This window comes from Haemophilus sp. THUN1690 (assembly GCF_059704375.1).
The window spans coordinates 222,189-237,901 of the sequence record NZ_AP046583.1; the positions used below are offsets into that span (position 1 = coordinate 222,189).

Here is a 15,713-nt window from a genome sequence, read left to right on the forward strand (position 1 = left end):
ATGGTGAAAATTAAAACGATTGCGTATGCTTTCTAACATGAACAATCGATGGCTTGCATTATAGAGAACAAGCGCATTTAAATATAGAGCATAATGAGAATAATTTTTATTGTTTGATATTGATCAAAAACAAAATTTTCTGATTGTGAGAAAATACTTTTCCTTGTAATATATTTGAGAATTATTATTATTTACTTTCCCATGGAGTTAAACATGACCAATTTTAGATTAAATCTGCTTGCATATTCCGTTATGCTTGGACTGACAGCAGGAGCTGTTTACGCCAACGAGCTTGAACAATTGCAGGAAATTAATGTTTCAGGGAATACAGAAACAATAAATGTGAAAGAAAAAAAAGTTGGTGAAACCCAAATTACAGCTAAGAAACTTTCTAAGCAACAGGCTTCAGATTCTCGAGATTTGGTACGTTATGAAACTGGTATTAGTGTTGTTGAAACAGGAAGAACTGGAGCAAGCGGTTATGCGGTTCGAGGAGTTGATGAAAACCGTGTAGGTATTATGGTAGATGGACTTCGTCAAGCTGAAACTTTAAGTTCACAAGCATTTAAAGAGCTATTTGAAGGCTATGGAAATTTTAATAATACTCGTAATGATATAGAAATAGAGAATGTTAAAACAGCGACTATTACCAAAGGTGCTGACTCTTTAAAATCAGGTAGTGGGGCATTGGGTGGTTCGGTTATCTTTGATACAAAAGATGCTAGAGATTATCTAATAGGAAAAGATCATTACTTTAGTGTTAAACGTTCTACTCAAAGTATGAATAGTCAAGATACGATGTCTCTTACTGCTGCTGGCCGATATAAAGGGTTTGATGCGTTAATTGTTCATACTGAGCGTAATAGCAATGAAATGAAGAATTATGGTTATGAAAGTTATGACGATAAGGTTGTTGGAATTAAAAGAGAAAAAACAGATCCTTATTCCATTTCCCGTAATAGTACGTTAGTGAAATTAGGGTTTGAACCAACAGAAAATCATCGATTTAGTGTAGCTGTTGATAAATCAACATTAAAAACTGATGGACAAGATTTATCTTATTCATTACGTCCTAGTTCTTATGTCAATACTGAAACCAGTCAAGGAGAACGTTTTATTCACGATAAATCTAAACGGGAAAATATCCAATTTTCTTATGAAAACTTTACACAAACTCCATTTTGGGATCACTTTAAACTAACTTATTCCTCTCAAAAAATTAAAAATAAAGCTCGTAGTGATGAATATTGCGCATCAGCTAATTGTGCTGGAGTGCTAAATCCGCAAGGATTACATTTAGATGATTCAAATGGTGTATATAAGATTTTAGATAAAGATAACAAAGAACTCACTGGAGAATATGATTGGGGCACAACATATAAAAACTCTAGAAATGAAGATGTTACTAATGATATTTTTGAGCGCCCTGTAGAGTCTTTATCAATAGATTGTGATAAGTTAGATTGCAATAAGAAATTTAGAGTGTTCTCTGCAAATAAATTAGATGGAGAGTATGGTTATACTGAAAATTATAAATTTGAAGATAGAAGAATTAATATTAAAACTCTACCTAATGGTAAAAAATATGGTCAACTTGAATTAGCTTCAAGACCTAGCCCTTTTGACTCAACCCTAACACAATATGAAGAAGCCTTTTATTTGCTTCCTAAATCTGCAGGATATAGTAGAAATGATTACAATGATCGTGATTTAAATACAAATACAAAACAATTTAACTTTGACTTTGATAAATCTTTTTCTGTAATAAAAACGGATCATGCTTTACGATATGGTGGATTATACTCAGAAACAGAAAAAAGCATGGTTAATCTTCAGGGTTACAAAGGTGGAAATGTTCAATGGTGGGCTGATGACTTTATTTGTAATAAATTAGAGAATGGAATAAGAACACCCTCTCCTCAATATTATCCTATCAGTGATTGTACGGGAGCCTTAAAGGAAAGTAATTTAGGTAAAACAAGTTACTTGATCCCAGTTAAAACTAAAAACCATGCATTTTATTTAGGTGATAATTTTACAGTAACAAATTGGCTTGGTTTTGATTTAAATTATAGATATGACAATGTCAGACATTTACCGCATTATCGCTTAGGACAAGATCCTGAAATTCCACGTGGATTATTAGCTGGTACAATGATCCCTATTCCAGATAGTGCATTAACTGGAGGCAATGGTTGGTATAATTATAATCATGCCGATTATATAAAAAATGTACAAGACAATTTAAATGCAATTCAAAAATCAACAGCATTTAAGCACCATTCCTATAATTTAGGATTAAACTTGGATCCAACAGATTGGTTAAGAATACAGTTTAAATATTCTAATGGTTTTAGAGCGCCAACGCCTGATGAAATGTATATAACATTTAAACATCCTCAATTTTCACTTTTACCAAATACTAATTTAAAAGAAGAAAAAGCTAAAACAAAAGAAATCGCCTTTACTTTTTATAGAGAACGTAGTTATTTCACTACTAATTTATTCCAAACCGATTATAAGAATTTTATTGATTTGGCATATTTAGGTGAACGTCCAATTGATCAAAGTAAATCGTCTTATTATCCATTCTATCAGAGTTTGAATCGTGATAAGGCAAAAGTAAACGGAATCGAAATTTCTACTCATCTAGAAATAGGGGACCTTATTGAAAAATTAGAAGGATTCCATTTGGGTTATAAATTGACTTATCAAAAAGGTCGAATAAAAGATGGTAAACCATTAGAGGGATATAAAAATTTATTAGAACATAACCCTAAATATATGAATATGGCCTTGCAAGACCAGCCAATGAACGCTTTGCAACCGACCACATCCGTATACAATTTAGGTTATGATTCACCTAATAAAATATGGGGATTAGATTTTTATATTACCGACGTTTCAGCTAAAAAGGCAAAAGACAGCTTTAACCCTCAATGGCATAGCATGATTGAACGTCAAGCAGAAAATATTAATACTGGTGCAATTGAAACAGTGCCAGCAAAAACAGTAAATGGTAACGAAAAAGTTATTGACAGAAGAGCATTATGGCGTAATAAACATTACACAGTGATAGATGCCATTGCTTACTGGAAACCAATTAAAAACCTTACATTTACAGCTGGTGTTTATAATTTAACAAATCAAAAATATCTTACTTGGGAATCTGCCCGATCCATTAGAACTATCGGTACAATCAATCGAATAGATACTGAAACAGGTATAGGCTTAAATCGTTTTTACGCACCAGGTAGAAATTATAGAGCATCTATTCAATTAGAATTTTAGATGTACTCTTATCTAAACCGCACATAATAATAGTAGTGATAGTAAATGTGCGGTTAATTTAAATACATAATTTAATTTACATGTCATCTTTAACGAGGGAAAAAATGACCAATCTTAGATTAAATCTGCTTGCGTATTCCGTTATGCTTGGGCTAACGGCAAGTGTTGCTTATGCTGATGAACCAACTCAACAGCAACTTGAGGAAATTAATGTATCTGGTTCTACCGAACATAGTGATACGAAAACACCTCCAAAAATTGCCGAAACTGTGAAAACAGCTAAAAAATTAGAAAAAGAACAAGCGCAAGATGTTAAAGATCTCGTGCGTTATGAAACAGGAATTACTGTCGTAGAAGCAGGACGCTTTGGAAATAGTGGCTTTGCAGTTCGAGGAGTGGAAGAAAACCGTGTAGCAGTTCAAATAGATGGACTGCATCAAGCAGAAACCATCTCTTCACAAGGGTTTAAAGAATTATTTGAAGGATATGGAAATTTTAATAATACGCGTAATAGCGCAGAAATAGAAACGCTAAAACAAGTTACAATTCGAAAAGGAGCTGATTCTTTAAAATCTGGTAGTGGCGCATTAGGTGGTTCTGTTAGTTTTGATACAAAAGATGCTAGAGATTATTTACTTAACAAAAATTACTACGCTTCCTATAAAAGAGGCTATAACACAGCAGATAACCAAAATCTTCAAACGCTCACTCTTGCTGGGCGTTATAAGTATTTTGATGCAATTGCTGTAATTACATCACGTAAAGGTCATGAATTAGAAAACTATGGTTATAAAAATTATAACGATAAAATTCAAGGAAAAACGAGAGAAAAAGCAGATCCTTATAGAAGAACCCAAGATAGTGCACTTTTAAAAATTGGTTTCCAACCAACAGAAAATCACCGTTTCTCAGTTGTTGCAGATTTATATAAACAAACTTCTAAAGGTCATGATTTTTCTTATACTCTAAAACCAAATACACAGTACATGACATATGATGAAGAAGAATTACGTCATACTAACGATAAAGTAGAACGTAAAAATATCGCTTTTGTTTATGAGAATTTTACTGAAACACCATTTTGGGATACATTAAAAATCACCTATTCCCACCAAAAAATTACTACAAGCGCAAGAACAGACGATTATTGCGATGGGAATGATAAATGTGCATTATCGAGTAATTTGCTTGGAATGAAATACAATCAGGATAATCAACTTGTTGGGAAGGATGGTAATTCTGTAAAATATAAAGATATTGATAAAGAGATAAAAGAGACAGGAGTGGCAGGATCAGCAGAACTAACTAAACCAGGAAAATGGGCATGGCAAAAAGTAGATTGGGATGCTGTTCGAGCAAAACATCCAGGTAAGACAGTCTATGGATATTGTATTGATGATGAAATGGATAAGTGTACTTACGAGGTAAAAACTCTTCAAAAAGAAAATACTTTTGAAATCAATGGTAAAAAATACGATCTTTTATCTGAAGCAGATAAAAACGTTATCTCTGATGAACAAAGATTGCCGACTAACATCAGCTATCTTTTTAGCTGTGATGGATTAAATTGCGATAAAAAAACAATTCAAGGATTTAACAAAAATGGAACTACTGTAGATATTCCTTTTGATGTGATTGAAAAAAATGGCAAAAAATATGCCAAAACAGAAGTTACAGCTAATGATCAGCGATCTGGTCCATACCTATTTATGCCAAATCAAAAGGGTTATCAGGCGAATCTTTGGTCGCAACGTGACTTAACAAGTGAAACCAAACAAATTAACCTTGACTTAACAAAACATCTAGAGTTAGGTAAAACACAGCACGATTTGTCTTATGGTGGTCTGTGGTCTGAAATGAAAAAATCAATGACCAATCTAGCTGGAGATGCCCCTCTAAATGTAAAATGGTGGGCTCAATATCCACATAATTGTGATATCTTTTTAGCTCCTTCTACAACAGGTGCTAAACCAACGTTAAATCCAGAACGGACGAGTACATTATGTAATAATGTCAATGTGTTCTCTTTCCTAATTCCAGTGAAAACGAAAACAGGCGCGTTATATTTTATTAATGATTTCCGTGTGAATAACTATATCGCTTTTAATTTAGGTTATCGTTATGATCGAGTGAAATATGAACCAGAATATATTCCTGGAAAAACACCAAAAATCCCTGATGATATGGTGACAAATCTTTATATCACCACACCAGAATTTAATGCAAGTCAAGCAGATTCAGATGCTGATGAATTATTAAAAAAAGAAGCCAATGCTGCAGCAAATATTAAAGAAATTGCACAACCGAAAAAATTTTCTGCAAGTTCCTACTCTTTTGGTACAACACTTGATCCGTTAAATTGGTTACGTTTACAGGCAAAATATAGTAAGGGATTCCGAGCACCAACAAGTGATGAAATCTACTTTACATTTAAACATCCAGATTTTTCTATTCGACCAAATAGAGATCTTCAACCAGAAACAGCAAAAACCAAAGAGTTATCTTTAACTGTGCATAATCACATGGGATATATTACAACTTCTGTTTTTGATACTCGATATCAAAACTTTATTGATTTATCCTATCAAGGGAGTCGTGACGTTCATGGGCACTCAAAACTAATACCATTTCATTTTTATCAAAATGTAAATAGACCAAATGCTAAAGTAACTGGTTTTGAAATTGCTTCACAAATATCCTTAGGAAATATTACTAAATTATTCAATGGTTTCAGTTTAAGCTATAAATACACCTATCAAAAAGGCAGAATAAATGGCAATATACCAATGAATGCAATTCAGCCTAGAACAGCTGTTTATGGAGTAAGTTATGTTCATCCTGATGATAAATATGGTCTAGATCTTTATATCTCTCATGCATCAGCTAAAAATACAGAAGATACTTATAATATGTTCTATAAAGAAGAAGGTAAAAAAGAAACTACAATCAAATGGAGAAGTGAATCTTATACAACCATTGATTTGTTAGGATATATCAAACCAATTAAAAATCTTACTTTAAGAGCTGGTGTGTATAACTTAACTAATAGAAAATATATTACTTGGGATTCTGCTAGATCAATTAGACCATTTGGTACAAGTAATATGATTAATCAAGATACAGGCTTAGGTATCAATCGTTTCTATGCCCCAGGTAGAAACTATAGAATGTCAGTTCAATTTGAATTCTAATTGTATCTAAAAGCACAAAAGTGCAGAGAAAATAATCTGCACCTCAAACGTTGGACTAAATTACCAATAATTGAGGTGCAGATTTTATTATAGCCAGACAGTATAGCTATAAAAATATTCGCTAATGAAATAATGGAAAGTTTCTTTGAACCATTAAAAACGGGATGTTTTATGGCTGGCTATTTAACCGTAGAGAGAAGATAGTTGATGTAGTAAGGGATTATTTGGTGGAGGGAATTGTCGATGAATTCAACTGCATTAACGTCATTTACCGAACCACCATATTGAATGATCACTTGATCTGCTACAGCTTGTGATTTTGCTGCGATGTGGCCACGGATAAATGCATGAACAGCTTGTACTTGTGCTGGGGTCGCAGATTTACCAGTACCGATCGCCCAGATTGGTTCGTATGCGATCACTGCACCTTTGAATGCTTCAACACCTAATGTGTTGATTACTGCATCAATTTGACGCGCGCACACTTCTTCTGTTTTGCCAGCTTCGTTTTCAGCTTCAGTTTCACCGATACATAATACTGGTACTAAACCAGCTTCTTTTAATGCACCAAATTTTTTCGCTACGAATTCGTCGCTTTCTTTATGATAAGTGCGGCGTTCAGAATGGCCAATAATGATATATTTTGCATCAAGATCTTTGGGGCTGACGTAGATTAGCCCTAAATACCACACCATTTTCTCAATATTTTAAGCTGTTCTTTTGGTGCTCCAAAGTTAAACCTAAATTCACATTCCTTCAAGAATAAAGGAAAGTTTTTTCGGTCAATTCCATTATATTTTCGAAGGATTCTCTTCGCCTGACTCCAGAAATTTTTTATTCCATTTATGTGGTTTTGTTTCACCGCAAATAGTTCGGAATGATTGATTCGTTCGTGGTGAAATTTGCTCACATCAAGGGCATCATAGAGTCGATAAGTATCGGTATAAACCCAGCTATCAGGCTTAATTTTTCTCACAATAACAGGCATTAATGTCCCTGTTTTGGTATTTTCTACCACTACTGCAAATACTTTTCCTTGTCGCTTTAACAAACCGAATACGGCAACTTTTCCTGCTGCACCTCGACTCGTTTTCCTTTACGATGACCGCCAAAATATCTTTCATCAAGCTCAATTTGACCATCAAAAACCTCATCGGCTTCAAGGGCTAAATGATAGCTAATGACTTCACGAATTTTTCGGTAAAACAAAATCGCTGAATTGGCTTGGATACCGAGTAAATCAGCCGCTGCTCGGGCTGTCACTTCTAATACAAAAAATTCAAGGAGCTTATTTTGTATAGATTTCTTTAATTTATAATGAGTTATCTTCATTTTTATAGACTAACACACTTGCTAATCTACGTCAGCCCCTTAATTTTATACAGTAGAGAAGAGATACTTGATACAGTAAGAGATTATTTAGATTACTGTAATCATCGATGAATTTAACTGAAATAAAAGGACTGACGACAATATAATATAGTCGTCAGTCTTTAAGTGAATAAGCTAGTTTTTAGAATCAGTTCAAAACTCTAATTAATTTTACTTATTAAGCTTTACCCAACTTTTCTTTCAAAAAATTGAGCAACTGATCTTTACCAATCATTTCTTTTTCACCGGTACGGCGGTTCTTATATTCAATTTCACCGTTCTCTAAGTTTTTCTCACCGATTACAATCATATACGGCACACCGATAAGTTCCATGTCTGCAAACATCACGCCTGGGCGTTCTTTACGATCATCAAAAATCACATCTACGCCTTGTGATTGTAAAGTGCGGTAAAGTTCTTCAGCGTATTTTTGCACGGCTTCAGATTTGTGCATGTTCATTGGCACAATGGCGACAGTGAATGGGGCAATTTCATCAGAAGGCCAAATAATACCGCGATCATCATGATGCTGTTCAATCGCTGAAGCCACCACACGAGTTACACCAATACCGTAGCAACCCATTGTCATCACAAGAGGTTTACCATCTTCGCCTTGAACGGTCGCTTTCATTGCTTCAGAATATTTTTTACCAAGTTGGAAAATATGTCCCACTTCAATACCACATTTAATTTGAAGAGTACCTTTACCATCTGGACTTGGATCACCTTCAACGACATTACGTAAATCAAATACTTCTGGCATTGCAACATCGCGTTCCCAGTTCACATTGAAGTAATGTTTTCCATTGATATTCGCACCACAACTAAAATCAGACATTAACGCCACTGTGCGGTCAATAATTGCTGGAATATTTAAATTCACAGGGCCTAATGACCCCACGCTCGCACCAATTTTCGCTTTTATTTCTGCTTCATCTGCAAATTTAAGAGGATCTGCCACTAATGGATGTTTTTGAGCTTTAATTTCATTTAATTCATGATCACCACGAATAATTAAAGCAACAAGAGGTTGATTTTCATCGGCACCTTTTACAATCAAGGTTTTCACGGTTTTCTCAATCGGTAAATTGAATTGTTCTACTAACTCCGCAATGGTTTTCTCATTTGGAGTATCTACTAAGGTCATTTCTACCGTTGGTGCTTGGCGTTCGCCGACTGCTACCGCTTCTGCCAATTCGATATTCGCCGCAAAATCCGATTCTGTTGAGAATACAACATCATCTTCCCCACTTGAAGCTAACACTTGGAACTCATGAGAAGCAGAACCACCGATTGAACCCGTATCCGCTTGCACCGCACGGAAATCTAAGCCTAAACGGTTAAAAATGTTACTGTATACTTGGTACATCACATCATAAGTTTCTTGCAAACTTTCTTGTGTAGTGTGAAACGAGTAGGCATCTTTCATAATAAATTCACGCGAACGCATCACACCAAAACGAGGACGTACTTCATCACGGAATTTAGTTTGAATTTGGTATAAGTTAAGTGGAAGTTGTTTGTATGAAGAAACTTCTCGGCGCACTAAATCAGTAATCACTTCTTCGTGAGTTGGCCCAAGTACAAAGTTACGGTTTCCGCGGTCTTCAAAACGAAGAAGCTCAGGGCCATATTGCTCCCAACGGCCAGACTCTTCCCATAATTCCGCAGGTTGCACCACAGGCATTAATACCTCAATTGCCCCACCTTTGTTCATCTCTTCGCGAATAATCTTTTCTACTTTTTTCAATACGCGAATACCCGTCGGCAACCAGTTATATAAACCTGATGCCATTGGGCGAATCATACCTGCACGCAACATTAATTGGTGGCTCACTACCTGAGCATCATTTGGCGTTTCTTTAAGGGTGGAGAATAAATATTGACTTGTACGCATTGTTTAACCTTAGATTCTAAGAACTGAAAAAATTGGCGCAAGTATAACAAAAAGTGCGGTGATTTTTAACCGCACTTTCGATACTTACTCATTATTTTACGCTTTCGCCAAAATTGCTTTATGTTCCTGAATCAATGCCATAAAAGGCTGACCAAACCGTTCTAATTTGATAGAGCCCACGCCATTAATTTGCAGCATTTCAATATTGCTTGTTGGCATATATTGTGCCATTTCTTGCAAAGTCGCATCATTAAAGACAATGTACGGCGGAATATTTTCTTTATCGGCAATTTGTTTGCGTAAGAAACGCAAGCGTGCAAATAAATCCTTATCGTAATTTGTAACACTTTGGCGTTGTGGATTATGGGTAATTTTACTGATTGCAGAAATACGAGGCATTGCCAGTTCTAATGGTTCTTCACCTTTCAGAATTACTTTCGCACCTTCAGTAAGTTGCAACGTTGGATTTAATTCACTAATAACCTGTTGCACAAAACCCAAATGAATAAGCTGACGAATGACAGACTGCCAATGCTCTTTGCTTTTATCTTTTCCGATACCATACACTGAAAGTTTATCATGTTGGCGTTCAATAATTTTCTGATTGTGCATTCCACGCAACACCGCAATCACATAATGAGCACCGTAACATTGGCCCACTCGATAAATAGTAGACATTACTTTTTGCGCATCGACTAAGCCATCATATTTTTTAGGAGGATCAAGGCAAATATCACAGTTATTACATGGTGTTTGTCGATGCTCACCAAAATAATTGAGAAGCACTAAACGGCGACAAGTCTGGCTTTCTGCAAATTCACCTATAGCTTCTAATTTATGCTGCTCAATCTGACGCTGTGGCGTTTCTGGCTTTTCTAAGAGAATTTTTTGTAACCAAGCGTAATCCGCAGGCTCATAAAACAAAACAGCCTCAGCAGGTAAATCATCACGCCCTGCTCGCCCTGTTTCCTGATAGTAAGATTCAATACTGCGAGGTAAATCAAAATGAGCAACAAACCGCACATTGGATTTATTAATCCCCATTCCAAAAGCAATGGTTGCGACGACTACTTGAACATTATCACGCTGAAAATCCTGTTGCACGCGCTCACGCAATGCTGTTTCCATTCCCGCGTGGTAAGCAGCAGCAGAGACACCTTTATTGCGTAAACTTTCCGCAATTCGCTCAACCTTGTTTCGGCTGTTGCAATAAATAATCCCACTTTTGCCCTTTTGAGCCAACACAAAACGTGTCAATTGCTCCATTGGTTTATATTTTTCTTCCAAAGTATAACGAATATTTGGTCGATCAAAACTACCAATATATTTATGCGGATTTTCCAGATTGAGGTGAGTCAAAATATCTTGGCGAGTCGAATAATCGGCTGTCGCGGTGAGCGCCATAATTGGCGCATGAGGGAAACAAGCTTTTAAACCGCCAAGCTGGGTATACTCAGGACGAAAATCATGCCCCCATTGAGAAATGCAATGTGCTTCATCAATCGCAATAAAGCTGACTCGACTATAAGAAATAAGTTGAAAGAAACTGTTCGTCATCACTTTTTCTGGCGACACATAGAGCAGTTTAAGTTGCCCAGAAATAAGCTTATTTTGTACTTGTTGCTGCTGTTCTAAAGTCTGACTAGAATTAAGAAAATCCGCCTCAATTCCATTAGCTTGCAACTGATCCACTTGATCTTTCATCAAGGAAATCAGCGGAGAAATCACTAAAGTTAAACCAGCAAAACAAAGTGCGGGAATTTGATAACAGAGCGATTTGCCATTCCCCGTTGCCATTACCACCAAAGCATCTTGTCCGTTTAAAGCGGCATTAATGACCTCTTCCTGCCCTTTACGGAAAGATTGATAACCAAAAACCGATTTCAAAACAGAAAGAGCGGTTGGTTTTTCTATTATTTTTGGTGATAAATGAGAATCAAGCATCTTAGAACTGCACGTTCTCGCCATGTGCAGCACAAGCTTCTACTAAACAATCCCAAAAACGTTTTCCGTCATTAGAAACCCAGTCGCCATTTTTAAAAGCAAAATGAAAACCACCTAATTTACTCGCAATCCAAAGCTCAAGTAATGGTTCTTGCTTGTTAATCACTATTTGTGTGCGATTATCAAAGGTGATTGTAAATACTGAACCTTGCGTTTCACAATCTACATCCGCACCTTGCTCTTCTAATTCTTCTTCAATTTTTTGCCAAACTTGTTCAATATTTTGGTGAAATTCTGCAATATTCATAAAATATTCCTGTTTAAATCTGATAGAATGCGGCAAATTATAAAGCCTTTCTTTAGCTTGTGAAAGGCGGATTTACCGATAAGTAAGAGAGAGAAAAATGAAAAAACTACTATCAATTTTAGTGCTTAGTGTAATTTGCATTGTGACAACAGGATGCGGCGTAAAAGGTCCTTTATATTTCCCAGAAAAAGAACAAGCACAACAAACCAAATAAGCGATTATCCAATTACAATCCCAAAATAAAAACAGGAACACAACATGAATTTCTTCCAATATAAAAATAATAAGCTTTATGCTGAAGATATTCCGGTTCAACAACTTGCTGAACAATTCGGTACACCTCTTTATGTATATTCTCGCGCAACACTTGAACGCCATTGGCATGCTTTTGACTCAGCCTTCGGTAATCGTCCTCACTTAATTTGCTTTGCCGTAAAATCTTGCTCGAATATCGGCGTATTAAACATCATGGCAAAACTAGGTTCAGGTTTCGATATTGTCTCGCAAGGCGAACTTGAGCGTGTACTTGCAGCGGGTGGCGATGCATCAAAAGTAGTCTTTTCGGGCGTTGCTAAATCCCGAGAAGAAATTATTCGTGCACTAGAAGTTGAAATCCGTTGCTTTAATGTAGAATCAATTTCTGAACTCAAATACATTAACCAAATTGCAGGCGAGATGGGGAAAATAGCACCAATTTCTTTGCGTGTGAATCCAGATGTTGATGCGCATACACACCCTTATATCTCAACAGGATTAAAAGAAAATAAATTTGGTGTAAGCGTAAATGAAGCTCGAGAGGTATATAAATTAGCCTCAACGCTGCCAAACATAAAAATAACAGGGATGGATTGCCACATAGGCTCGCAGCTCACTGAATTACAACCATTCTTAGATGCAACAGATCGCTTAATTATCCTAATGGAACAATTAAAAGAGGATGGGATTAAATTAAAACATCTCGATCTAGGCGGTGGTTTAGGCGTGACTTATACGGATGAAATGCCTCCGCATCCAAGCGATTACGCAAATGCGTTATTAGAAAAACTAAAAGATTATTCCGAACTTGAAATTATTCTTGAACCAGGCAGAGCAATTTCTGCAAATGCAGGAATTTTAGTAGCAAAAGTACAATACCTAAAAAATAATGAAAGTCGTAATTTCGCCATTACCGACACAGGAATGAACGATATGATCCGCCCTGCATTGTATGAGGCTTATATGAATATCGTAGAAATTGACCGCACTTTAGTAAGAGAAAAAGCCATTTATGATGTTGTCGGGCCAGTTTGTGAAACGTCAGATTTCTTAGGCAAACAACGAGAACTTTCTATTGCTGAAGGTGATTATATAGCTCAATGCTCAGCAGGCGCCTATGGAGCAAGCATGTCATCAAACTATAACTCAAGACCTCGTACTGCAGAAGTTCTAGTAGATGGAGATAAATCCTATTTAATTCGTCGTCGAGAAACCTTACAAGAACTTTGGGCATTAGAGTCGACCATTTAATCTTTCTTATCCTAAAAGAGCGGTAAAAAAATTATCTATTTTTCTACCGCTCTTTTTCCATCCATCAATAAACTTATCTCAAACGGTAAGTTTGTGAGATAAATCAAATTTTTTTCTATTCTAGATTGGCATAGAATTGAATTCTTTATAGAATACTACGTTTTTTAAAGTGGACTTTTTCCACTAAAGGGGAAATTATGCAAGAAAAACTAAAGGTTTTATTGATTGACGACCATCCGTTAATGCGTCGTGGCATTAAACAACTTGTAGAATTAGACGATAATTTTGAAGTAGTGGCTGACGTAGGCAGCGGCACAGAAGGGATTTCTGTGGCATTACAAACATCACCTGATGTGATCATTTTAGATCTCAACATGAAAGGACTTTCTGGGTTAGATACACTCAAAGGATTACGCTCAGAAGGTGTTGATGCACGAATCTTAATTTTAACAGTGTCTGATGCAAAAAATGATATTTATACTTTGATTGATGCAGGTGCAGATGGTTACTTGCTAAAGGATACGGAACCAGATACGTTGCTAGACCAAATAAAGCGCATTGCACAAGGTGAAGTCATTCTGAGCGATTCTATTAAAAATTTACTGTTAGAACGTACTCATGAAGAAAATCCATTAGACAGCCTAACTGATCGTGAAATGGGCGTACTTCGTCAAATTGCGACAGGTCTATCAAATAAACAAATTGCAGCACAACTGTTTATTTCAGAAGAAACCGTGAAAGTACATATCCGTAATTTATTGCGCAAATTAAATGTACATTCTCGCGTTGCTGCAACGGTATTATTTTTTGAACAAAATCGTTAACAAAAATAATCATAAAAAATGCGCTAGGATGAACTTAGCGCATTTTTCTTTACAGTCACACTATTTACATTAATTCAATAGATTTAATATCTTCTAATAATATATACAATTCTTTTTTAATATCTTGTTCAAATTGTACTTCTGCACTTTCTCGATCTAAATCTAGACGCATTCTTTCTCTTTTATCAAGCAATTTACGAGCATCATGTGTAGGCATATCACGCACAACTTCATATAAGTTAGCCATCGCAGGATAAGCAGATAAATTCTTACCAAAAGGCCTTAATAGAATTGTAAGACGGAGCACTCCCTCTGAAGTATTACATTCTCCAGATTGCATTGCTCGAGCAATAACATCAATGCTTTCTTTTAATCGTATAGTGCGCTGACGCTTGGCTTTATTAATCAATTTCTTTTGGATTTTTAACTGTTTTAATAAATATATTGCATATAAACTCAATCCAATCACCAAGAAAAATGCAACTACAATAAATAGCCAAATCATAACTTATCTAAATTGGTTAATATCAATACGCTCGAAAGTTCGGTATAAATCATCTTCACTTTCATCTTCGTCTTCAATGCCAAGTTCTTCCATTAATTCAGAAATTCTATCTAAGCATTCATCTACAAATTGTTGATCTGCTTTACTAATAGTTTTACCTTCATCTAAAGCATCCAATAATTCATTAAGAATTTCATTATTTTCCAGATTTTCAAGCTCTTTCATTGGATCTTGTTTTTTCACCTGTTTTATTACAGGAATTAATTGACCTTTTTCAGGCTTATTAATAAATTCAACAACCAACTGTATCTTTTTCTTACTACCGATTTTTGGATCTCTAATTTCATTTTGAAGTTTATTCGATTTTTCTTCAACCGCACTATGACGAGATCCTGAAGCTAAACCTTTGTGCTTACGTTTTTTCTTATCTTCACGAGCTTTAGCGTCCAATTCATAACGTGTAAGCTTTTTACCAGAGCGTGCCTTTGTTATATCTATTTTTTTATCTGCTTTTCGAATTGGCATAATATCGGTAATTCGACGTGTTTTTTTCTTACGAGCCATAAGGTATCCTTCCAAAAATTTTGCGGATTGTATCACTAATGCGTATTTTTCTCACTAATAAATATAAACTTTATCTAAACTGATTTTGTTAAACCAAAAAACAAAAACCCCATATCTTTCGACACGGGGTTCTTCTTTTTTATTTAATTTAACTTAGATAAGTATTTGGTAACCTGGCGGTGCCCTACTCTCACATGGGGAAGCCCCACACTACCATCGGCATTACAGCGTTTCACTTCTGAGTTCGGTATGGTGTCAGGTGGTTCCACCGCACTATCGCCGCCAGGATAATTCTTTGATAACGTTTATTTTA

The 15,713-nt window shown here is 35.7% G+C and carries 10 protein-coding genes, 1 rRNA gene and 2 pseudogenes; 5 read left to right on the forward strand and 8 right to left on the reverse strand.

Annotation, left to right across the window (positions count from 1 at the left end):
• Positions 1–213: 213 nt before the first annotated feature.
• Both AC6H22_RS07515 and AC6H22_RS07520 read left to right on the forward strand, forming a co-directional pair.
• Positions 214–3,291 (forward strand): TonB-dependent hemoglobin/transferrin/lactoferrin family receptor, encoded by a 3,078-nt coding sequence (locus AC6H22_RS07515; RefSeq protein ID WP_192885355.1) that lies wholly within the window; start codon positions 214–216, stop codon positions 3,289–3,291.
• Between the two features lie 104 nt (positions 3,292–3,395).
• Positions 3,396–6,482, forward strand: coding sequence for a TonB-dependent hemoglobin/transferrin/lactoferrin family receptor (locus tag AC6H22_RS07520; protein WP_497512760.1), 3,087 nt, complete (start codon positions 3,396–3,398; stop codon positions 6,480–6,482).
• Positions 6,483–6,730: 248 nt separating this feature from the next.
• Here AC6H22_RS07520 and tpiA read toward each other — a convergent pair.
• The 5 genes and pseudogenes from tpiA to cyaY form a co-directional block, all read right to left on the reverse strand.
• Positions 6,731–7,141: pseudogene (gene tpiA, locus AC6H22_RS07525) on the reverse strand (triose-phosphate isomerase); the annotation flags it as partial.
• 20 nt (positions 7,142–7,161) lie between these two features.
• Positions 7,162–7,814: pseudogene (locus AC6H22_RS07530) on the reverse strand (IS1595 family transposase).
• A gap of 217 nt (positions 7,815–8,031) precedes the next feature.
• A complete protein-coding gene (gene proS / locus AC6H22_RS07535; RefSeq protein WP_497515593.1) occupies positions 8,032–9,750 on the reverse strand; it encodes a proline--tRNA ligase in 1,719 nt (572 codons plus the stop codon).
• A gap of 96 nt (positions 9,751–9,846) precedes the next feature.
• Complete coding sequence (gene recQ, locus AC6H22_RS07540; protein WP_497515594.1) at positions 9,847–11,694, reverse strand: DNA helicase RecQ; 1,848 nt, start codon at positions 11,692–11,694, stop codon at positions 9,847–9,849.
• 1 nt (position 11,695) lies between these two features.
• Positions 11,696–12,001 (reverse strand): iron donor protein CyaY, encoded by a 306-nt coding sequence (cyaY, locus tag AC6H22_RS07545; protein WP_005643206.1) that lies wholly within the window; start codon positions 11,999–12,001, stop codon positions 11,696–11,698.
• A gap of 97 nt (positions 12,002–12,098) precedes the next feature.
• Between cyaY and lptM the strand changes: the two genes are divergently transcribed.
• The 3 genes from lptM (at position 12,099) to AC6H22_RS07560 (ending at position 14,331) form a co-directional block, all read left to right on the forward strand.
• On the forward strand, positions 12,099–12,215 hold the full coding sequence (lptM, locus tag AC6H22_RS07550; protein ID WP_497515595.1) for an LPS translocon maturation chaperone LptM: 117 nt from the start codon (positions 12,099–12,101) through the stop codon (positions 12,213–12,215).
• Positions 12,216–12,259: 44 nt separating this feature from the next.
• Complete coding sequence (lysA, locus tag AC6H22_RS07555) at positions 12,260–13,507, forward strand: diaminopimelate decarboxylase (RefSeq protein ID WP_497515596.1); 1,248 nt, start codon at positions 12,260–12,262, stop codon at positions 13,505–13,507.
• A 197-nt stretch (positions 13,508–13,704) separates the two neighbouring features.
• Entirely contained in the window at positions 13,705–14,331 is a 627-nt protein-coding gene (locus AC6H22_RS07560) for a response regulator (RefSeq protein ID WP_118817531.1), read from the forward strand.
• A 64-nt stretch (positions 14,332–14,395) separates the two neighbouring features.
• Here the strand turns inward: AC6H22_RS07560 and AC6H22_RS07565 are convergent, their stop codons facing one another.
• The 3 genes from AC6H22_RS07565 to rrf form a co-directional block, all read right to left on the reverse strand.
• Positions 14,396–14,836 (reverse strand): DUF2489 domain-containing protein, encoded by a 441-nt coding sequence (locus AC6H22_RS07565; protein WP_005626031.1) that lies wholly within the window; start codon positions 14,834–14,836, stop codon positions 14,396–14,398.
• A 3-nt stretch (positions 14,837–14,839) separates the two neighbouring features.
• The gene (yihI, locus tag AC6H22_RS07570; RefSeq protein ID WP_118817532.1) at positions 14,840–15,400 is read right to left on the reverse strand and encodes a Der GTPase-activating protein YihI; all 561 of its coding nucleotides are present in this window, start codon (positions 15,398–15,400) and stop codon (positions 14,840–14,842) included.
• Positions 15,401–15,571: 171 nt separating this feature from the next.
• A 5S ribosomal RNA gene (gene rrf, locus AC6H22_RS07575) occupies positions 15,572–15,687 on the reverse strand.
• Between the last annotated feature and the right edge of the window lie 26 nt (positions 15,688–15,713).